Here is a 20,263-nt window from a genome sequence, read left to right on the forward strand (position 1 = left end):
CGGCGTCGATCACGGCGCCGCCTTGCGTGACGAGTAGATGACGCCCCCGCTGGACTCCACCACCAGACGACCATTCTCGTTCTTGATCTCTTCGATTCGACCAAGGCCGGGCACCTGCTGTCCCAACACGACTTCGACGACCCCGTTCGGACTTTGAAGGATCGCGATGCCCTCGTACGCCTGGCGGACCGACCAGCCCTTGACCACCTTCCGCGGCGCGCGCTCGGACGGAGGCACCGAGCCCGTGATCTCGGTCGCTGGGACCGAAGCCATCATCGGCGCGGGCGGCAGCGACGGTTGCGATGGCGCCATTGCCGGCGCGGGAGCCTGGGTCTGAGCCAGGGCAAGCTTGTCGAGCTTCGCCGTCGAGGACGAACTCACCCGTTCGATGCGGTCCAGATTCTCAGCGAACCTGCCGAAGCGATCGTTGGTTGCCTTGCTCGCTTGATCGACTGCAGTGCGCAGGCTGTCGAGATTTTCGGACACGCCCGACAGCTGCTTGCGGAGCATTGCGACCGTCTCGCGAAGATTCCTGATCTCCGTATTGGCCGCAACATTGTTCTGGGCGGGCTGCGTGGTGAGGTAGGCGATCACGCCGGTGCAGGCGCAGACCACCAGAATCGCGGCGACGGCCAACGTGGCGAGCGGCGCGACCCAGGTCGGACGGGGCGGCGGCGGCTTGGCCACGATCACGGCCGGCTTCATCACGGTCGGCGCAGGCTTGGGTATCGCCATCTTGTCGAGGCGCGCCTTGGCGCGAATACGCTTCAGTCCCTCGAGCGCCTCTTTCGCCAGAGCTTCGTCACTTGAGGCCGCCGACACGCGCCTTGCGCTTGCAGCAGGCTTGGTCGCTCGCGTCGCATTGTCCATGGTATCGCGCGCCGCCGGAGCAGGCTTCGCCGCGGCGGAAGCATCAACGGTCCCGTCGGGACGAGTTTTTCCATCGGACAACATGTGACAATGCTCCGTTCGGTTCGATCTGTCGAACGACGAAGTTATTTGCCGAAGCTTGTCTGAAACGTGCGCACCGAAAAACTTCTCATCAGGCGCGATGCGACGTCAGATGAGTCGAACGCGTCATACACGCGGCGAGAGTGCGACTCGAAAGACACACACTCGCCAAGATTTCGCCAAGCTGGAGTCGCTTTACCGCATATGTGGCAAACTGTCGCATGTGGAAACATGTGGACAAGAGTCAATCCGGGGTTGAAAGCCCCTCACTTCACACAATCCTCCCACCACCAAAAACAGCTGTGATTCTATAGGGATACGGCACTTTAGCATCACCATTCCACAAAATTAGTTTAAATCTAAAATCAATTGATTTGATTTTGAACATCAAGAAACAACTAAAAACAAACCAACAGCATCAAGCATGCGTAGCAATCGCTTTCTTACGCGCGCTTGATCGGGAATCGGCAATCGTTACGTTCATATTCAAGTGATTCTCGCCTGTTGGCGAGGAGATCGACAGAGTTCAGCAGTGTTCGGATGCAATGAGCAACTTGGCACAACTGTTCTAGGTCGCTTTCTCAATCCGCTCCGCGAGGTGATCCGTAAGACACCCGCCGGGCCTCACGCAGTAAGCGTTCAGTATTGAGTCGAAGTAGCAGGCCTGCTCACGCAGGCACTGAATGCGTTGGGCTGCCCGCGAATATCGAAACCATAACAACGGTTCGCGGGAGGAAATATCGTCAAACAGCATGGTCGCTGAGCCGGGGCATCACAACAACCAGCCGGCCGCGACAAGTGCGAAACAGGGGCGAAAGACTGATGTATATTATCGTTGATGATCGCGAGAGCGTCACGAACAGCTACGTTGGAGGGCTCGTTCGCGAGGGCGTATCGTCGATCGGCTTCTCCTCGGGAGAATTCTGGGAATGGCTGCAATCTGCGAGTGATTCGGATCTGGCAGCGGTCGACGCATTCCTCCTCGGGGACTGCGATGCGCGCGGAAGCCTGCCGCGGGCCATGCGCAAGCGCTCCTCGGCTCCAATCATCGCCATGAGCGGCCAGAAGATGCTCAAGAACACGCTGGAGCTGTTCGAATCGGGCGTCGACGACGTCGTGCACGTGCCGATTCATCTCCGCGAGATCCTCGCCCGAACGGCCGCGATCGCGCGCCGCCGGGTTGGCGACCTGCCAAGGCCCTGCGAGACCAGGATCCAGGTCTTCTTCAACGGGCGAGACCCCGAGATCGCGGGCCACGCCCTCACCCTGCCCCGCCGCGAGTTGCGCATTCTCGAATATATGGTCGGCAATCACGGCAAGTGGATCACCAAGACGCAGATCTTCAACGCGGTCTACGGCATCTTCGAGTCCACTTTCGACGAGAGCGTGATCGAGAGCCACGTCAGCAAGCTGCGCAAGAAGCTCCGCGACCGCCTCGGCTTCGACGCAATCGTGGCCCGCCGCTACGTCGGATACCGCCTCAACATCCCGGCCGGCGAGACCGTCGACGTGCCGATGCAGGATCTCGACGAAGTCGGCATCCTCCTGAACAGGGCGCATGCCGCCCCAGCAGCGTATCAAGCCGGAAACTGACGCGGTACGCGTGCTGCCACAAGACGACAACGGCCTCTGCGGAGCTACCTTCGCAGAGGCCGTTACATTTTCAGAGGCAGAGACTTCAGAGGCAAAGACGGCGCGAACGCGGGCATGGCCTTGCGGTGCAGGCACAGCGGCGCCAAAGCGCAATGAGCCGGGGATGGCCCTTCGCACTTTGGATTCCTATTTGGGCGTGATCTCCGCGCAAACGCGTTCCGCGTTTGTCGCGAGGGAGAACCGCGTTATCCTCTTCCGGATCATGCTCTAGGGTTTTTGCTGGAATTCTTCCTTCGAAACGTAGTTGAAGTCCTCGACGAGGACGTCCTGGACGACATCGGCCTGCATCCGCTCGTTGACGCGCTGCTTGATCGCCGTCGTGAGAATGGAAAGGTCGTAGCGGGCGAGCTTCCTGAAATCGAGGCGGTCGTCGGCATAGATCCTGCGGAAGGCCTCATCGATGACGAACGGCTCCGGCGGAACAGTAAGCTGATGCATGGTCCGCCCTTCCACGGTGTAGACGAAGCGCGCGACGATGTAGCCCTGCACGGCGCCGTTCTCGACCATGGGCACGCTCAGCGCCCGCGTCTTCTGGTATTGAAGCCCGTCGAGATATTCGTCCTTAGCGGGCAACAGACTGCCGTTTTCCTTCCAATAGGCCACGCCATAGCTCGTGCCCGCGGTGAGGATGCAGACCCAGAGCCCGGCCAGAACGAGTCTGATCATTTTCCGTCCTGCGCTGCGCGACCGGTATAGGTGCCGTCCGACTCGGCGTCCTTGATCGCCTTGACGATAATGCTCGCGACCTCGCGCACCGCGTCGTAGTGCATTTCGAGGATGGAACGATTCCGCTCGAGCTTCTCGCGCAACCGCTGAATCTCGTCGGTGATCTCGACCTCGTTGCCGAGATGCATCCGTGCCCGCATCAGGCGGACGAATTCAAGCATGCTCCGGCTCTTCCGGGCGCTGAACTCGTCGAAATCGATCTTCTTCCCGGTCGAGAGCGCGACCGTCTCCTCCTCGACGATGGTCTCGAGCCGGCGGATCGCCGCCAGCAGGCCGCGCACCTCGTCCGATCGCGCCACGTCCGTGCCGTCGATCTCCACCTCGCCGCCGACATTCGGCAGCAGCACGGGCAACAGTGCATCGCCCGGGGCGGCTTCCGCCATCATCGCTTCGGTATCCACGACCGGCTGTTCCATCACCAGGGCCGCCGCGCCTTCTTGTGCCTGCATAGTAAATTCACCCCTCAACTTCTGTTACCCAATTTTCCTGATCCATCATCCGGCCTTGCCCGAAACGTCCGGAGCCGCCGGATGCGCAGCGGCGAGCTGCTTGGCAATGCCGATGCCATTGCCCTTCGCGAGCTGGTTGCCGAGCTGCTCCGCCAGCATCGACTTCCAGACGCCGCCGGCGGTCCCCTTGCCGAAGACTTCCTCGGACTGCTTCGGCAGCATCGTCTCGACGAAGGTCTGGAGAATAAACGCTTCGAACTTCCGGTACACCTCGCCGGATGCGGGCGCCTTGATCACCTTCACCGGCGCCCCGTTCACCGCAGGCGGTTGCGTATCGGAAAGCCTCGTCGCAGATTGATCGCCTGCCGCGGCGGCGGCCTTGCCGACTTCCGCATCCATCGTGGTGGCGAAATCGGCATCCGACGATTTCAGCGCGTTGAGCTTCGCGGTCGCCGCGCGCTGCGTCACAGGGTCTGCGGCATCGAGAACGTCGAGAACGAGGTCGGGCGTCGCTGTCACGATCATGTCTTATTCCGGCTGACTGGCCGTGGCGACCACTCGCGCACGGCATGGCTTATTCCCGTGATCTCCTCGAGCGAGCGCTTTTCCGCGTCGCGAAGTTTGTCCGCGAGTGCGGCCTTCGCAACCTGCTCGAGTTGTTTCACACGGCGGCTCTCCGAGCGGACCTGGTCGAGCTGCTGCGATGCCTGCGCCTGAACCGCGCGCGCATCGACGCTCGTCCTGTTCAGGCGCCGCGCGATCGATTCGCTCGACGACCCCGCCGGCGGTTTTCCATCGTTCAGGGCTCCGACCAGCCATTCCTGCTCGTCCTGCAGGCTTCGTTCCTGCTGCCGCAATTGCGCGAGCTGCCACTCGGACAGCCGGAGCTGGAGCTTCACGAGCGAGACCATCCGGCTCAGCTTGTCCGCGCGCGACGTCATCACCTTCACTCCGCCAGCCACGACGAGACGCCGAGCATGAATTGCGTCAGGAGCTCGTCGCTGGTGAGGTAGAGCAGCAGGAAGCCTCCGAACAGCACGAAGGGCACGGAGATAAAATAGACCGGAATTGCCGGCGTCAGCTTGTTGATCAGGCCGACCGCAAGGTTGACGATGACGGAATAGACGATGAACGGGCTGGTGATCCGAAGCGTCAGCACAAACGCCTCCGACAGGCGGCCGACGAGCTGGTCGAGCGCCATGCCACCGCCGAGCCTGCTGCCGGGATGCCAGACGTCGTAGGAGTTCATCAGCCCGCGCAGGACCTGCCAATGCTGATCGGTCATGAAGAACAGCGTGGTGACGGCTGCCATGATCAGCGGCACCAGGGCCGGCGCCGGATCGGTGTCGCCGATCGGCGTGCCCGGGATGTTGCTGAGGCCGATCGCACTCGCCATCACGGTTGCCATGGTCTGGAGCGCGAGGAAAAACACGCGCCCGCCGATCCCGATGACGCTTCCGACCAGGAGCTCGGAGCAGATCAGGAGCGCAAGGTTCAGCGGCGCCGCGTTGTCCGTGAGCGGTTTCAAAACCGCGATCAGGATCGGCGTCAGCGCAAAGGTCGTGACGAGCGCAACAAACAGACGGACCTGGGTCGGAACGTTGACGCTGGAATAGCCGGGCACCAGCATCATGCAGGCGCCGATGCGGCAGAACACGATGAACGTCACCAGCACGCTGTCGGCGAGGCTGCTGATCACGATACGGCTCCGAGCGCTCTGATCTCGGCGCTGCGCGCGACTTCGACATGCGATAGGATCGGCAATGTCGGGAAAACCCGTTCCAGGATCATCCGGACATAGGGACGGGCCTCGGGGGTCACCGCCAGCACCACGCTGGTGCCGTCCTCCGTGAATTTTCGGATCGCAGCGCTTGCTTCGGTCGCGAACTGCTCGATCAGGCGCGGATCGGCGTCGAATTCGACGACGTCCCCCTTGGCGTCGCGCTTCAGGCTCTGGTGGAACGCCAGGTCCCAGCGATTGCCGAGGCGAACCACGTTGAGCACGCCGTTGTCGGAGAGGTCGCCGCAGATCTGCTGGGCAAGACGCGTCCGCACGTGCTCTGCGACCTGCTCGGAGCGCCGCACATGGGGCGCGATCTCGGCGATCGCTTCGAGGATCAAATGGAGGTTCCGGATCGACACGCGCTCGGCCAGCAGTATCTTCAGGATCGCCAGCAGCCCCGAATAGGAGATTTGCGACGGACAGAGATCCTCGACCAGGCGCTTGTATTCGGGATCGAGCCGGTCGAGCAGCCCGCGCATGTCCTTGTAGGACAGGAGCTGGGCGAGGTTCGCCCTGATCACTTCGCTCAGATGCGTGAGCAGCACCGACAGATTGTCGACTGGCTTGCAACCCTGCCGCCTGACTTCGTCGGTGAAGGCTTCGGTCACCCACAGCGCCTTCATGCCGAAGGCGGGTTCGATCACCTCTTCGCCGGGCACGTCGGGTTTGCCGTCCTTGTCGACCAGCACCAGCACTTCGCCGAGCCGCAGTTCACCATGCGCAACGCGCGTGTCGTGAATCCGGATCTGGTATCCCTTCGGATCGATCGACAGATTGTCGCTGAGCTTGATCTCGGGAATCACGAAGCCGTACTGCTTGGCGAACTTCTTGCGGATCTTGGCAACGCGGTGCCCAAGCTCTGTGCGCGAGCCCAGCAGATGGACCGAGAGGTGGCCGCCGAGCGACAGCTCGATCTCCGCTGTCTTGAGCGATTCCTTGACGGACTCCTTGGCGTCGGCCTGGGCACGCTCGTCGGCCTTGCGCGCCTCCTCTTTCTGTTTCAGCGCCGCCTGCCGCTTCGGCAGCGAGTAGCCGACGAAGGCCATGACGCCGCCGAGCAGCACGAAGGGCGCCATCGGCAGCCCCGGCATCAAGGCGAGCACGAACATCATCAGCGCAGCGGCCGATACCGCGCGCGGATAGCCGCCGAGCTGCCGCAGCACGGCCTGTTCTGCCGAGCCCCTGGTGCCGCCCTTGGAGACCAGCAGGCCGGCCGACAGCGACACGATTAGCGCCGGCATCTGCGACACCAGACCGTCGCCGACGGAGAGCTTCGTGTAGACGTCGGCGGCGCGCGACAGCGTCAACCCGTGATGGGTGACACCGATCACGATGCCGCCGAAGATGTTGATCGCGGTGATGATCAGACCGGCGATGGCGTCGCCGCGGACGAATTTCGAGGCACCGTCCATGGCGCCGAAGAATGCGCTTTCTTCTTCGAGCTCACGGCGCCGGCGCTGGGCTTCCTTGTCGTCGATCAGGCCCGCCGACAGGTCCGCGTCGATCGCCATCTGCTTGCCGGGGATGGCGTCAAGGGTGAAACGGGCGCCGACTTCGGCGATACGGGTCGCACCCTTGGTGATCACGACGAAATTCACAGTGACCAGGATCGCGAAGATGATCAAGCCGATGACGAAGTCGCCGCCCATGACAAACTTCGAGAAGCCGGCAACGACGTAGCCGGCGGCCTGTTCGCCCTCTCCGCCGCGCGACAGGATCAGGCGCGTCGTTGCGATGTTGAGCGCCAGACGCAGGATCGTCGCAATCAGCAGCACGGTCGGGAAGGCGGAGAAGTCGAGCGGCCGCTGGATCCACAACGCGACCATCAGGATCAGCGCCGATAGCGCAATCGAAAAGGCGAGGCCGAGGTCAATCAGGATCGGCGGGATGGGCAGGAACAGGATCGTGAGCATGGTCACGATACCGCCGGCGAAAAAGGCGTCTGCCCCCAGACGTCGCGAGGTCGGCAGGCTAGCAGTTAACGTATCGGCCATAGGTCACCGGCAGCAGGGTCCGCCCCTAATTTGCCGTGCAAAGCTTACGCGAGGGTGGTGGCCGGGCTCCCGCGGATCAGAACCCGCGCTCGATCCGCGAATAGACCATCTCGGTGAAGGTGGAGAGATGCGCACCGATGAAGGAACCGGACACGGCAACGACCAGGAGGATGACGATGATCTTCGGAACGAAGGTCAGCGTCACTTCCTGGATCTGGGTCAGCGCCTGCATCAGCGCGATGAGAGTGCCGACCAGCATCGCCGCACCGACGGCGGGTCCGGAGGCGACGATAATGGTCCAGATCGCCGCCTGGACGATGTCGAGTGCGTCGCGCTCGTTCATGGCTAGCTGATCGTGAGACCGGGCCCGACGGCGACCTTCGTGCCGTCCTGGAGGGTCGCGACGGCGCCGTTGGTGTTGATGGAGATCGAAGCGACCTTGCCGCTGAAGCTCGCTCCGGTCGAGTCGGTGAAGCTGACGGTCTTCCCGATCAGCGCGTCGGCTTGCGACAGCGCCTGCGAGGACAGCAGCGAATCCAGCTTGTTATTGGTCTGCATGGCCTGTTCGACCGTCGAGAGCTGGGCGAACTGGCTCATATATTGCGAGGTGTCCATCGGATTGGTCGGGTCCTGGTTCTTCATCTCCGCGATCAGAAGCTGAAGAAAGGTATTGTAATCGACGCTGTTGCTGGACGTACCCTTAGTGGAGTCGGACGAATTGGTCTTGTTGGCTGTATCGGTAACGCTGGTGACGTTCATGTGTCTCTCCGCTGTCAAGCAGCCTTAATTGGGGACTCGGTGGTGGCGCGGGCCAGAATGGCCTGCTCCACCGGGAACAGCGCCCGGATCCGCTTGAGCGCCTCGAAGTAACGGGTCGCCCCGACCAATTCGTCGACCGCGGCAAGCCCGTCCACCATCTCGCGGCTCTCGCACACCGCGAGCAGAGCCGCGTGATGCTGACCGTACAGCGCCGAGGCATTCCCGATATCGGTCGGGTTCATCAGCATCAGCTGGACGATGAAATAGAGCTGCCGCAGCGCCGTTGTGGCGTCGGAAGCCTGCATGACCTGCCCTTCGAGCAGGAACATCACGTCGTTGACGAGTTCGAGCGACACCTTCCGGTCCACGCGGAGCACCGCGCCGTTGACGTAGATCCGTTCGCCCGCCCGCAAGGAGATCTTCATGAGAGAGCGTCTCGGATCAGGCGGTTGATTTCGATGAGCTGCGTTACGTCGTTCGACCTCTCTTCGCGAAGGCGATCGGCCTCCTTGACGACCCACAGGCCGATCGAGATGATGTCGGCACGCAACTTTTCCGGGAGCCCGTTTTCCGGGTGCGCGAGATCTTCGATGAAGATCGTCCACAGCCGGCGCACATAGAGCAGGCTCTCGACCAGATCCTCGAAGCTGAAGCGCCCCCTCTGGAGCCGCTCGAGCCGGTCTATGCCGAGGCTGAGCGCCTGCCGTTCGCGGCCGCGCGCCTCATAGCCGCTTTCTTCGACAACCGCTTCATAGGCACCAAAAGTCATCACAACCACTCTGCGCAGGAGACTGAATTACAAAGCAAGCGTAGCGAGCCCCGGCTCAGAGATAGTTGATGAGGCTGATCTTCTGGAGCTGCGACGTCAGCGCAAGCGCGGTCTGGATCTGGGTCTGCAGGGTGTTGACCCGGACTGAGGCCTCGGTCGGATCGACCGCCTCCATCTTGACGATCTGGTTGTTGAGGATGTCCTGCTGGATTTTGAGCTTGTTGGTCGCACCGGTGATCCGCTGCTGGACCGTGCCGACGTTGCCGCCGAGCGTAGCGAGATCTGTGATGGCGCTACCGACGAGGCCGATGGCCTTATCCACGACGACCTGGAACGTATCTTGGCTCAGGTTCGCGTTCCCGAGATCCGCCATCATGGTGTAGGCCTCGGCGAGCTTGCGGAAGCCGATCTGGTTGGCGCTAACGGACGTATCGGCGATCTCGGTCGTGGAGATGCGGCTTTGCATGGTCTGGTCGGTGGCCGATGACCAGTTGGTGTTCCAGGCCGGGCTCGCGAACTCGGCATCGAAGGTGGTGTTGAGGAAGCTCTGCATTTGGGCCGGGGTGATGCTGCTCACGCTGGCCGAGGATTGTGAGAAGCCGAAGGCCGCAAGGAAATCGGAGTCGACCTGGTTCTTGCTGGCCGAGCCCGCGGTGTACGCGGTGATCGGCGTGTTCTGTGTGTTGATGCCCGCGAAAAGATACGAGCCGTTATAGGAGACGTTCAGCGCGCCGATCAGATCCTGGAGGTTGGCGGACGCAGGTGGCAGGATGATCCGCCCGCCGCCGTCGGTACTGCGCGCCGCGATCAGGTCCTTGAGGAAGTCCGTTGCGGTCGAGCTGAGCTGGGTGATCCGGCTCTGCGTAATGTCGAGGCGTCCCGAGACGAGCCCGTTGGTATCGACGAGCTGGTCGGCAAAGCTCCAATCTGCGCGCAGGGTGACGTCGCCTCCCGTCGTGGCCCCAAGCTCGAGGCCAACATCGGCGAAGCGGCCGGTGGTGGCTTCTTTCGAGGCCTTGGCCAGCGCGGCCTGATTGTTCGTGATCGAGGACCTCAACGACGAAGACAGCATCAACGTCGAGATGTAGTTCGCACTCATCATGACTTAATTCCCCACGGCAGCCAACAGGCTCTTCAACATCTCGTCGACGGTAGAAATGATCTTCGACGACGCCGAATAGGTGCGCTCGACCTGAAGCATCAACGACATCTCGTCGTCCATGTTGACACCGCTGACGTTCGATAGTGCCGCCGTGCTGCGGTCGAGCAGCGTCTTCTGGTAGGTGACGTTGTCGTTCGCGGTCTTGCGCTGGTTTTCGATCCAGCTCGCCGAGGACGACGCGAAGTCGATCAAGCTGCCGCTCGGCTTGCCTTGCGTAGTTGCATCGAACGGCTGCGACGCATCCATGTTGCCGATGAGCTGCTGCAGCCGGGTCGAGTAGCCGCCGTTGCCGGCGGTGTTGTATTTGTATGCGGCGTTGCCGCTGATCGCGCCGTCGCGCAGCAGATTGGGGTTGCCGCCGAGAGCCGGATCGACCGACGCGGCCACACTGATCAAGCCGGCCAAGCCGACCGAGACGGTGGCGCTCGCCGGCATCGCCGGCGCGCCGGGATAGGTGAAGAGACCGGGCACGTCGGGCAGCGCGGCGCCGGACTGATCACTCTCCTTGAAGGCGTTGATCAGGCCGCGCGCGATTTCGTCGAGCTGGCTCTGATAGGTGACGGTGTCCTGGTCGCGCAGCTGGGCGAGGCCTGCGAGCTTGCCCGACTTCAGCGGCATCACTGAATTCGCGCCGGTCACCGGCACGCCGTCGATATAGACCGCATTGCCGGTGGTGCCGGCCGTATAGGCGTTGGTCGGCGCGAAACTCACCGTACGCGCCGTCTTGTCGAACAGGACGGCGCCGCTGTCGGTATAGAGCGCCGCATCTCCGTTGGTGCGGATCGACATCTGCACGCCGAGTTCCTGCGACAGCTGCGAGACGATGCTGTCGCGCTGGTCGAGATAGTCGGTGATGTCGGCGCCGGAGATCGTGCCCTTCACGATCTCGGTATTGACGGTCTGGAACTGGGCCAGGAGCTGGTTGATGTTGGCGACCGACGTCGCCATGTCGGCGTCCGCACCCTCGCGGACCGACTGCACGGTCTTGGTCGCCTGATTAAGCGCCATCGCCATGTCCTTGGCGGACGTTACCGCCGCCTGCGCCAGCGTGGTGTTGTCCGGGGCGTTGGCATATTGCTGGAGCGCCTTCTTCAGCGCATTGAGCTGCGCCGTCGGCGACTGGTCGAGCTCCGGATCGTCTACCGTGGCCGATGCGATCTTCTGGAGACCGTCATAGATCGCGCTCTGCTTGGTCGACGACGAGGTCGCGATCAGGACGTTGGTGTACAGGCCGTTGGTGGCGGCATGCTGGATCGCCGCCACGTAGACGCCGGCCCCGGGGAAGTTGTCCAACACGGCGATCTTGCGCGAATAGCCGGTGGCGCTGGCGCCGGCAATGTTGCGCGAGATGACCGATGACTGGATGCCCGACGCCATGAGCGAGGAGCGCGCGGAATTGAGGGCGGCGGTAAGGGACATGATGTGCTCTTGCCGGGGACGAGCGCTGAAGTAATCAGCGCTTCAGGTTGACGACGACGTCGAGCAGGTCGGCGCCGGTCTGGAACGATTTCGAGTTCGCGGTGAAACCGCGCTGCGCCTCGATCATCGAGGTCAGCTCGTCGGCGAGATCGACGTTCGAATCTTCCAGCGCACCCGACTGGATCGTTCCGAGACCGCCTTGGCCGGCCAGGCCGACCTGCACGTTTCCGGAATCCAGGTTCGGCGAATAGACGTTGCCGACTTCGGGCGTCAGATGGTCCGGGCTCGGCACGGTGGCGAGCGCGATCTGGAAGCTCGGCAGCTGGGTACCGTTCTTCAGGACGGCGGTGACCACGCCCTTGGAGTCGATGTTGACCTTCTCCACGGCGGACGGAGCGTTGCCGTCGACCGTCGCCTTGAAGTCGAAGCCGGAGGCGACCTGGGTCATCGCCGAGAGGTCCATCGTGAAGGCCGAACCGCCGGGAATGTTCACCGTGAGCGATGTGGGGCTCGCGGCGTCGAGTTTGCCTTTGCCGGTCGCACTGACGTCGAAGGTGAAGGTGTTGAGGCCGCCCGGGAGCGCAGTGCCCGTCGAGGAATCGTAAAGCTGGATCTCCCAGGTGTTCGCGGCGGTCTTCGCCGCATAGACGTCGATCGTCACGGCGTTGCCGATATTGTCGTAGGTCACGACCGAAGTCTTCGACGTGTAGGCGCCTGGGCCGGGCGGGCCCGCGATGATCGCAGCGCTCGGATCGAGGTTGGCAGCGACGGTTGCCTTGGTCGAAGGCGAGGCCTGGAGTGCCATCTGATTGACGTTGATGACCTGGAGGCCGCCGAAGCCGTTGGCGGCGACGGTAGGCGTGGCACCGTTCTGGATGTTGTAGCCCATCAACATAAAACCGGCCGTGTTGACGAGATTACCCTGGCTGTCGGGCACGAAGGCGCCGGCGCGCGTCAGGAAGTTGGTACCATTCGCGTTCTGCACGACGAAGAAGCCGTTGCCCTGAACCGCGAGGTCCGTCGCCGAGGTCGTGAAGTGGAGATTTCCGGGATCGGTGATGGCGTAGCGGACCGTGGTCTCGACGGCGCCGGAGTCGTAATTGCCCGAGCCGCTCTTCAAGATCAGCGAGGAGAATTCCGTCGAAGCCCGCTTGTAGCCGGTGGTGTTGACGTTCGCGATGTTGTCGGAAACCGTCGACAGCTTGTTGGACTGTGCGTTCATCCCGGAAACGCCGGTGCGCATAACACCATACAGGCTCATGAATTGGGCTCCTTTGGTAGGTTGCTATTACAATGGGGGTTCTTGCTTGCGCGGGGCTGATGATGAGGAACAATGCACAACTTCATGTTGCTCCCTCCAGTCGCCGTTTCAGGTTGTCTTTTCAGGTGTCTTCTCGGGCGTCCTGGGCTGACAGAACGAACGAGCCTTGTCGGTCCACGCGCCGAAACCGCTAGAGACGAGATGAGCGACGATGTGACAGACGTAGCGCTTCTGCGCCGGCTGGTTGTTGGGGCCCGCATTGTAGCGGGCGACCGCCATGGTCCAGCTTCCCTCACGCTGCTTCAGCTCCTTCAGGAAGCGTGCGGCATAGTCGACATTCTTGGCGGGATCGAACATCGCCCGCACCGACGCGAACTTGTCGCCGTGATAGTAATGGTTGATCTGCATGCAGCCGAGGTCGATCAGCTTGACGCCCTTTTGCCGCATCGCCTCGAAATTCGCGATCGCGTCGTTCATGTCCTTGGCGAACACGGTCTGTCCCTCGGCGCCAAGCGCGTACGGATAGAGCGCGCCGCGCCGCCCGGTCTCGGTCAGGCCGACTGCGTAGAGAATGCCGAGCGGAATCCCGTGCTGCTGGGACGCACGCGCCATCTCGCGCTCGCATGGGCGCGCGGTGTCGGTCGCCGCCTCGGCGGCGGCCGCGTTACAGATAAACAGGGCCGCGACGAATATGCGGCGCCACGTCCTGGTCATGACGCGTCTCCTGGTTGGACTGGCGCTCTTGCCGGGCCTGCTTCGCGCCGCCGTCGGACTGCCCCGACGACGTGCTGGCGCCGTCAAAGCTGCCTTGCGACTGCGACGACGGCTGTTGCTGGCCCGAAAGCTGTGACTGCGACTGGCCGGAGCCACTCTGGAATCCATCCAGAGAGCCATGCTGGACGGGCGCAACGTCGGCGACGTAGCCCGCCGACTGCATAAGTTCGCGGATCGAGTCGCGCTGCTGGTCGAGCATCTGGCTCGTGTCCTTGCGCTCGGCCGCAAGATGGACTGACACCTCGGTACCGACGAGACGAAGGCGCACGGTGACATTGCCGAGCGCTGGCGGCTCGAGATTGATGGTCAGGATCTTGAGCGGCTGATCCGGAGCATTACCCTGCGACGTTGCGAGATCGGGGGCCGCGGACGCCGTCGCTGCCGGAGACTCCTTCAGCTCGGCGACGACCGCATTAGCCACCTGTTGTGGGGCGCTGAATTGGGCCGGAGGTAGATGGGTCTCCTGCTGGACCACGGTGACCTTGGTCGCCTCGGGCAATGCGTCCCGTGCCGAGGCCTTGGCAGCGCGTTCGACATTGGCCGTAACGGCCTCGAAACCAGGTGCCGTAGGCATCGCTTTCGGCGATGACTCGGCGCCTTGTGCCGACGTCGCGGTCTGCGAATGCGCAGCGGTCGGAGCGACAGAGGTTGAGGCGGGTTCGGCGGCGGCCGCCTTCGTCATTCCGGCAGCCTGAACCTCGCGCTTCGTCGTGGAAGACCGCTCGTCTCGCGCGGACACATGCTTCTTGTCGTCCGTCGGCAATTGCATCTGCGACTTCACGGCCGGTACGGCAGCAGTCTCCTGCCCGACGATCGCAGGAATGTTCGGCCGGTTCTGGGCGCCTACGTCGTCGGCGTGGTCGACCGGACCTTGCTTCGCCAGCGATTTGCCGGTCTTCTTGTCGGAAGACTTCTCGGTGGATGCTGGCTCAAGCTCCGTGTCGTCCTTCTCGGTCGGGTGCGTCAGGCGCGAGCGCAGCGTTCCGGCTTTCACTGTCGTCTCGCTGCCCTGATCGTTGAGCGTCCGCTTGGCGCGGTTCGAGACGGAATGGAGCAGATCGTTGAATGACGAGTCCCCCGACGATTTTCCGCCGGCGCTCTTGCCGGAGCGCGACGTCCCACGCAAGTTGAGGCTCTCGGCGAGCCCCGAAAAAAGCTGTCCGGAGGTTCCACTGAGCTTGGTCATGGACGGCGATCCCTGGTGAAGAGTTCGAGTTCGCCGAGCTGCTTCTGCGCACGAGCGAGGGTCGCGGTCGATGACGCGAGATCGACACGCGCCGGCGTTGCCAGAGGTTTGTCGGCTGCGGCAGCGGCTGCGCGCGCGAACGGCTTGCGGACATCGAGCGCGAGCTGAATCGTTGCGTTCAAGAGCGGAACGTCGCGCTCGGGCAGCTTCGACCGGTCGAGTGCCTTCAGCTCGGCGAGACCGCCATCATACTCGTCGGCGAGCGCGCGCGAGGCGCCACGGAAGAGATGCGCGCGCTCGCGCTCTGCCGAGGCATCGGCGCTGAGCGACAACGCCCGCTCGCCGGCAAGCCTGGTGACGTTCAGACGTCCACGCAGCATCGCGGTCCGCGCGATCACGAGATAAAGCTTGAGACGGCTCGCGCGGTCAATCTGCTCCAGCAGGGTGACGATCCGCGCAAAGCGACGGTCGTCGAGAGCAAGGCTCGATTGCGTCAAGCCCGTGGAAAACCGCTGCCAGAAATCACTGGCATAGATCGAGTTGCGGTAATGGCGGATATAGGCCAGCGTCAGAAACTCGAACTTGTCGAATTCCTCCGCCTGCCCGATGAGCAGGATCTCGCGCCGCAGCGCCGCCTCTTCTACCAGCGTGCCGGGCAAGAGCAGGCGCGCGTCGTCGAGGCGCTCGATCGCGAACGATGCCTCTGCGCGTGCGAACAGCGCGCCCTGAACCAGTGCGACCTGTCCGCCCAGGCCCGATGGAATCGTCCGCGGCTTGACGTCCTTGAGCAGCTCGCGCGCTTCGTCCTGACGACCCTCGACATAGGCGAGCGCACCATTGAACAGCCGCTCGTCGACGTTCATCTTGTCGCGCGGCAGCTTACGAACCACTTGCGGCGGGCCGCCGCTGAGCAGGTAGATGACGACCGCCTGGGCGTTCTGCGGGTTACTCCACACGCTTGCATCGGCGGCGAGAAACTTCTCACCGATCTGACGGATCAGCGCGATATGCCTGCCATGCGCCGCGGTGTCCCCGGTGGCGATACCGTCCTGCACGGCCTGCAATGCGCGCACGAGCTCATATGGCTCACCCGATGTCGAGGCCGGCGCCGGTGCGGGTGCCGGATCGGCCAGTGCGCTCGCTGCCGTGAACGGCAGCAACATCAGCAGGGCTAGTCGGACGAGCTGCCTGATCAAGGACGCTTCTCCCGGATCAGGATCTCGATCCGGCGGTTCTGCGCGGCCGCCGGATCGTTCGGAAGCTTCGGCCGACGGTCGGCGTAGCCTTCGACATGCTCGATCCGCTGCGCATCGACGCCGGAGCGGACCAGCATGTAGTAGGCCATCTGCGCACGGGCTGTCGACAGCCGCCAGTTGTCGTAGTTCTCCGAACGATACGGCCGATTGTCGGTGTGGCCACGGACGATGATCACGCCGGGGCGCTTCGTCAGCAGCGGGCCGATCTTGTCGATCACGCGAATGAGTTCGGGCCTCGGTTCGGCGGAGCCGACTGCGAACATGCCGAAGCTCGCATCGTCGGTCAGGCTGATCAGCAGGCCTTCCTCGACCTGACGCACCTCGGCCGCCGGCCCCGCGCCGGCCTTGATGTCCGACAGCGCATCCGCGATCGCGGATTGAAGCTGCTTGAGCGTCGGCTGCTGCGTTTGCGCGGCGTCGCGCGGGTCGGAATTCTTCGGTGTATCGGCGGGATGGGCCTGCGCGGCGACGTTGGCTTGAACGTTAGCTTGAGCATTGCCTTGGGCGCCCGGCTGCGCGTTGGCCTGGCCGCTGCCGTCGCGCGAGGACTGCGACGGCGCAGGCCCCGGTGGCAGCAGCGGTGACAGGCTTGCGGACGAAGCATCGGCGTTCGGAGCCACGCTTCCGCCTGCATCGTCCGTCTCGGCGCGGCGCGGCTGCGGCTCGCCCTGACTCGTGCCTGACGCATTGTCGCGCGCGGAAGCATTCGGCTTTGGCTCGCTGTCGATGAAGCGATCCGCATCCTTGGACGCCTGCGGCGCCAGCTTCCAATAGCCGGGATCGAAGGGATCGCGGTAAGCGTCGCCACCCTTGAGACCATCCTCTTCGGCAGACGTCAGAGCGCCGGCGCGGCGCTGGCCCGAGGCCTGGTTCGCGCTATTCGCGATCTCGGCAAGCGCCGTATAGGGATCCCGGAACAGGACCTTCTCTTCGTAGAAGGGCGGCTTCTCGGCGGTTGGGGAGTCACCGCGACGCTCCTCGCTCGGCCCAGCCGGCTGTCGCCTGCCGTCCTGACCTTCGAACGGCGTTGCCTCCTTGTTGGCGAGGTCCTTGAGGCCCTTTGGGGCGGGCGCGTTTTCAGAGAGCTTGATCGGGTTGAAATAGCTCGCGACCACCTGCTTCTGGTCCTGGTTGAGCGCATTGAGCAGCCACATGACCAGGAAGAACGCCATCATCGCGGTCATGAAGTCCGCATAGGCGATTTTCCATACGCCACCGTGATGCGCCTCGTCGTGGAAGGCGCTGCGCCGGCGGATGATTACGAGCTCTGGCTTGACCTCATTCATGGCGGACTACCGGCGCGCCTCCTTCAGGCGCTCGCTCCAGGCCGATATCTGCGTCTCGATCACGGTCTGATCGGCCACGACGCGGACCTCAAAAGTCTCGGCGGCCTCGTACTCCATGCCCGTTCGCCGCGCCGCCTCGAGCTTCGTCCGCACGAGATCGAGCAGCTCGCCCGGGCCGGTGATCTTGAACACCGGCACTGGCGAATTACCGGTCAGCGCAGCAATCTGTTCGACCAGCGACCCGATCGCCTTGTCGCGAACCGCATCAGCGAGGAACGGCAGCAATATCCGCGCGACAGAGCTCGCGATGTTGGTCTCGATCTCGCGGCACGCCGCCTCGAAGCCGCTGACGATCGCAACCGCCTGCTGGTCGGACCACTTCGCCCGCTCCTCGCCGAGCCGGATCGCGCTGCGGACCCGTTCCTCGGCAAGCATGGCCTCGCCTTCCGCAACGCCGGCCGCATGTCCCCGCCGATAGGCGTCGTCGAGGAGATTGACCGCCGGCACCTCCTCCTTCGGGGCGGGGGGCGGCGACTGAGGCTGAGGTTGCGCCTGAAGCTGGGGCTGAGGCTCGCGCCGGATTTCTTTCGGCCTTGCCATCGACTCCTGAGCCCTGGGCGGTAGAGGCGGTGGCGACTTGGCGCGGCCGTGCGCGTCGAACTGCGTCAGGAGTTTTCCGATTGCCGCGTTCATGCCGCCTCCTCGCGTCGCATCCAGTCTTTAAGGATCGCTGCCGCCTGCATCTGATCGAGCCTGACAATCTGCTCCAGCCGCTTTTGCGGCGTTCGCTGCATCTTGCCTTCGAGGTCTTCGACGAGGTTGAGCTCCGCCTGCTGGCTCTCGGTCAATGCAAGGGCCGTGGCGGCGGCTTCGAGCTCAGCGGCCTCGGCCGCCTCGGTCTGCTCCTGCGCCGCGCGATGGGTCAAAATGCCGTTGACCGCGGGCCGAAGCCCGAACCAGACCAGCATCGAGGCAACGGCCAGGATCGTCACCGCGTTGATGACGCTGCCGAGCTGCTTGTTGATCATCTCGACGAAGCTGATCGGCGGCACCGGCGCCAGTTCGCGCGAGCCCTCGATGAAGTCCACGGCCGTGACCTGGATCTGGTCGCCGCGCTGCTTGTCCAGTCCGCCGGCCGTCGCCGCCAGCTGGCTGATCTCGGCGAGCTTGCTGTCGACGATGGCCTGGTTGCTCTTGTCGCCGAGATCGGCGACGAGCCGCGCGCGGTTGACCAGGACGGCGATGAAGAGCTTCTTGACCAAATAGCCGTCGCTCACAGTCGTCGTGGTCTTGGACGACACCTCGAAATTGGTGACGTCCTCGCGGCGGGTCTTGTCTTCGCTGGAGTTCTTGGTGCCGCCGGCGTTCACCTGCTGGTCCGGGAGATTCTGCTGCACCGTGGTCGGGGTCGAACGGTCTGCGTTCTGCGACGACTCCTTCTCGCGCACGTTACGGACGGATCGTTCGGCGCGGCTCTCCGGATCGTAGACGGTCTCGTTGGTCTGCCGCTTGTCAGTGGAGAGCTGCGGCGCGACGCTGACCTCGAAATTATCCAGGCCCAGATACGGCGTCAGCGCCTTGCGGATGTTCTCCTGCACCATGCCGCCGACCGTCTTCTGGAGGCTCGCCATCTTGGTCGGGGCGGCGCTCGCCTCGTCTTCTTCGGCGAGGAGCATCGAACCGTCGGCATCCAGCACCGTCACCTTGTCGCGGCTCATGCCAGGGATCGCGGCCGCAACGAGATGACGGATCGACTGCGCCGTGCGCGCCTCGATGGCGCCGTCCGTGCGCAGCACGACCGATGCCGAGGGCGGCTGTTGCGTCGCGCGGAACGATCCGCGCACCGGCAGGACGATATGCACCCGCGCCGCCTTGACGCCCTTCATCAGTTGCACCGTGCGCGCGATCTCGCCTTCCAGTGCACGAAGCTTGGTGACCTCCTGCATGAACGAGGTCAGGCCGAGCGAACCGATCTTGTCGAACAGCTCGTAGCCGGAATTGGCGCTGGTCGGCAGCCCCTTCTCGGCAAGCAGCATCCGCGCCTGCATGGTCTGGCTCGGGCGCACCGAGACGGCGTCACCGGCCGCGTTGATGTCGAAAGTGATGTTCTGCTCGCGCAGCGCTGCGCCCATGCGCGTCACGTCCTCGCGGGTCAGGCCCGTATAGAGCGTTTCGAACTCGGGCCGGCTCAGATAATAGGCGCCGCCGACGACGGTGACGAGAACGGCAAAGCCGATCACACCCAAGGCCATCAGGCGTCGCGGCCCAAGCTCCAGCAGATTGTTGAGCAGTTGCTGTACCTGCGCACGACTGAACAGCATATGACCTCGTACCAATGCGAACGTATGGAACACTCCCCTGCCAACCTTGTCTGAAGGTTGCGCGAAGACACGAATGTGTCAGTTCGCAGGCAAGGCGTTGCAATTTTGCAGGAATTTTGGGCGACGCATTCGGTTCAGCAGCAACAGCGGGCGCGTGGGCGCAGGGCAGCGCGATCGGCTGCAGCGTGTTGGATGAAGTCTGGCGTCAGGAGGTCGATTGCGGGCACGTCATGTGCCGTCAAATCCGCCGTTCACGGCGGGAACCGTGCTCCCATAGGGAGCACGGTCTCTTCCAAAGCCGAAGCTTACTTGAACAGCGAAAGGATGCTCTGGCTGTTCTGGTTGGCGATCGAGAGCGCCTGAATACCGAGCTGCTGCTGGGTCTGCAGAGCCTGAAGGCGGGTCGATTCCGCGTTCATGTCGGCGTCGACGAGCTGGCCGACACCACGATCCACCGAGTCCATCAGGGTCTTGACGAACTCCGTGTTGGTCGAGATGCGGTTCTTGACGGCGC

22 protein-coding genes are annotated in these 20,263 nt (G+C 63.4%); 1 reads left to right on the top strand and 21 read right to left on the bottom strand.

The genetic code is table 11. From position 1 onward, the window contains the following. Nucleotides 1-9: 9 nt before the first annotated feature. Nucleotides 10-954 carry a hypothetical protein gene (locus tag AC629_RS26300; protein WP_084807826.1) on the bottom strand — a complete coding sequence of 315 codons (945 nt, stop codon included), beginning with the start codon at nucleotides 952-954 and terminating at the stop codon, nucleotides 10-12. A gap of 819 nt (nucleotides 955-1,773) precedes the next feature. Between AC629_RS26300 and AC629_RS26305 the strand changes: the two genes are divergently transcribed. Continuing rightward, nucleotides 1,774-2,544 (top strand): response regulator transcription factor, encoded by a 771-nt coding sequence (locus AC629_RS26305; RefSeq protein WP_074117395.1) that lies wholly within the window; start codon nucleotides 1,774-1,776, stop codon nucleotides 2,542-2,544. 267 nt (nucleotides 2,545-2,811) lie between these two features. On the opposite strand, the gene AC629_RS26310 is transcribed toward AC629_RS26305, so the two are convergent. The 20 genes from AC629_RS26310 to AC629_RS26405 form a co-directional block, all read right to left on the bottom strand. After that, nucleotides 2,812-3,270, bottom strand: a complete 459-nt coding sequence (locus tag AC629_RS26310) for a hypothetical protein (RefSeq protein WP_084807827.1) — start codon at nucleotides 3,268-3,270, stop codon at nucleotides 2,812-2,814. Next, entirely contained in the window at nucleotides 3,267-3,779 is a 513-nt protein-coding gene (locus tag AC629_RS26315) for a flagellar biosynthesis protein FlgN (RefSeq protein ID WP_084807828.1), read from the bottom strand. The genes AC629_RS26310 and AC629_RS26315 overlap by 4 nt, the downstream gene beginning before the upstream one ends. Before the next feature lie 45 nt (nucleotides 3,780-3,824). Continuing rightward, nucleotides 3,825-4,304 (bottom strand): rod-binding protein, encoded by a 480-nt coding sequence (locus tag AC629_RS26320; protein WP_084807829.1) that lies wholly within the window; start codon nucleotides 4,302-4,304, stop codon nucleotides 3,825-3,827. Next, complete coding sequence (locus AC629_RS26325) at nucleotides 4,301-4,720, bottom strand: hypothetical protein (protein WP_084807847.1); 420 nt, start codon at nucleotides 4,718-4,720, stop codon at nucleotides 4,301-4,303. Before AC629_RS26325 ends, AC629_RS26320 begins: the two co-directional genes overlap by 4 nt. Before the next feature lie 5 nt (nucleotides 4,721-4,725). Further along, nucleotides 4,726-5,478 (bottom strand): flagellar biosynthesis protein FliR, encoded by a 753-nt coding sequence (fliR, locus tag AC629_RS26330; RefSeq protein ID WP_084807830.1) that lies wholly within the window; start codon nucleotides 5,476-5,478, stop codon nucleotides 4,726-4,728. Next, on the bottom strand, nucleotides 5,475-7,556 hold the full coding sequence (gene flhA, locus AC629_RS26335) for a flagellar biosynthesis protein FlhA (protein ID WP_084807831.1): 2,082 nt from the start codon (nucleotides 7,554-7,556) through the stop codon (nucleotides 5,475-5,477). Before flhA ends, fliR begins: the two co-directional genes overlap by 4 nt. A gap of 76 nt (nucleotides 7,557-7,632) precedes the next feature. After that, complete coding sequence (gene fliQ, locus AC629_RS26340; protein WP_074117406.1) at nucleotides 7,633-7,899, bottom strand: flagellar biosynthesis protein FliQ; 267 nt, start codon at nucleotides 7,897-7,899, stop codon at nucleotides 7,633-7,635. 2 nt (nucleotides 7,900-7,901) lie between these two features. Beyond that, the gene (flgD, locus tag AC629_RS26345) at nucleotides 7,902-8,315 is read right to left on the bottom strand and encodes a flagellar hook assembly protein FlgD (protein ID WP_084807832.1); all 414 of its coding nucleotides are present in this window, start codon (nucleotides 8,313-8,315) and stop codon (nucleotides 7,902-7,904) included. 14 nt (nucleotides 8,316-8,329) lie between these two features. Continuing rightward, complete coding sequence (gene flbT, locus AC629_RS26350; protein ID WP_084807833.1) at nucleotides 8,330-8,740, bottom strand: flagellar biosynthesis repressor FlbT; 411 nt, start codon at nucleotides 8,738-8,740, stop codon at nucleotides 8,330-8,332. Beyond that, complete coding sequence (flaF, locus tag AC629_RS26355) at nucleotides 8,737-9,084, bottom strand: flagellar biosynthesis regulator FlaF (RefSeq protein ID WP_084807834.1); 348 nt, start codon at nucleotides 9,082-9,084, stop codon at nucleotides 8,737-8,739. The genes flbT and flaF overlap by 4 nt, the downstream gene beginning before the upstream one ends. Nucleotides 9,085-9,139: 55 nt before the next feature. Continuing rightward, nucleotides 9,140-10,186, bottom strand: a complete 1,047-nt coding sequence (locus AC629_RS26360) for a flagellar hook-associated family protein (protein WP_084807835.1) — start codon at nucleotides 10,184-10,186, stop codon at nucleotides 9,140-9,142. Between the two features lie 3 nt (nucleotides 10,187-10,189). After that, on the bottom strand, nucleotides 10,190-11,665 hold the full coding sequence (gene flgK / locus AC629_RS26365; RefSeq protein ID WP_084807836.1) for a flagellar hook-associated protein FlgK: 1,476 nt from the start codon (nucleotides 11,663-11,665) through the stop codon (nucleotides 10,190-10,192). A 34-nt stretch (nucleotides 11,666-11,699) separates the two neighbouring features. Next, nucleotides 11,700-12,926, bottom strand: coding sequence for a flagellar hook protein FlgE (locus tag AC629_RS26370; protein ID WP_084807837.1), 1,227 nt, complete (start codon nucleotides 12,924-12,926; stop codon nucleotides 11,700-11,702). A 108-nt stretch (nucleotides 12,927-13,034) separates the two neighbouring features. Continuing rightward, nucleotides 13,035-13,640, bottom strand: coding sequence for a transglycosylase SLT domain-containing protein (locus tag AC629_RS26375; RefSeq protein WP_084807838.1), 606 nt, complete (start codon nucleotides 13,638-13,640; stop codon nucleotides 13,035-13,037). After that, complete coding sequence (gene fliK / locus AC629_RS26380) at nucleotides 13,591-14,886, bottom strand: flagellar hook-length control protein FliK (RefSeq protein ID WP_084807839.1); 1,296 nt, start codon at nucleotides 14,884-14,886, stop codon at nucleotides 13,591-13,593. The genes AC629_RS26375 and fliK overlap by 50 nt, the downstream gene beginning before the upstream one ends. Next, nucleotides 14,883-16,082, bottom strand: a complete 1,200-nt coding sequence (locus tag AC629_RS26385) for a chemotaxis protein (RefSeq protein WP_084807840.1) — start codon at nucleotides 16,080-16,082, stop codon at nucleotides 14,883-14,885. The genes fliK and AC629_RS26385 overlap by 4 nt, the downstream gene beginning before the upstream one ends. Beyond that, the gene (locus AC629_RS26390) at nucleotides 16,079-17,428 is read right to left on the bottom strand and encodes a MotB family protein (protein ID WP_084807841.1); all 1,350 of its coding nucleotides are present in this window, start codon (nucleotides 17,426-17,428) and stop codon (nucleotides 16,079-16,081) included. The genes AC629_RS26385 and AC629_RS26390 overlap by 4 nt, the downstream gene beginning before the upstream one ends. Before the next feature lie 6 nt (nucleotides 17,429-17,434). Then, nucleotides 17,435-18,121, bottom strand: coding sequence for a hypothetical protein (locus tag AC629_RS26395; protein ID WP_084807842.1), 687 nt, complete (start codon nucleotides 18,119-18,121; stop codon nucleotides 17,435-17,437). Then, the gene (fliF, locus tag AC629_RS26400) at nucleotides 18,118-19,749 is read right to left on the bottom strand and encodes a flagellar basal-body MS-ring/collar protein FliF (RefSeq protein ID WP_084807843.1); all 1,632 of its coding nucleotides are present in this window, start codon (nucleotides 19,747-19,749) and stop codon (nucleotides 18,118-18,120) included. Before fliF ends, AC629_RS26395 begins: the two co-directional genes overlap by 4 nt. Before the next feature lie 305 nt (nucleotides 19,750-20,054). Continuing rightward, the coding region (locus AC629_RS26405) for a flagellin (protein ID WP_283847827.1) at nucleotides 20,055-20,263 on the bottom strand (209 nt) is incomplete at its 5' end.

The organism is Bradyrhizobium sp. NAS80.1, assembly GCF_001908205.1.
Classification (GTDB): Bacteria; Pseudomonadota; Alphaproteobacteria; order Rhizobiales; family Xanthobacteraceae; genus Bradyrhizobium.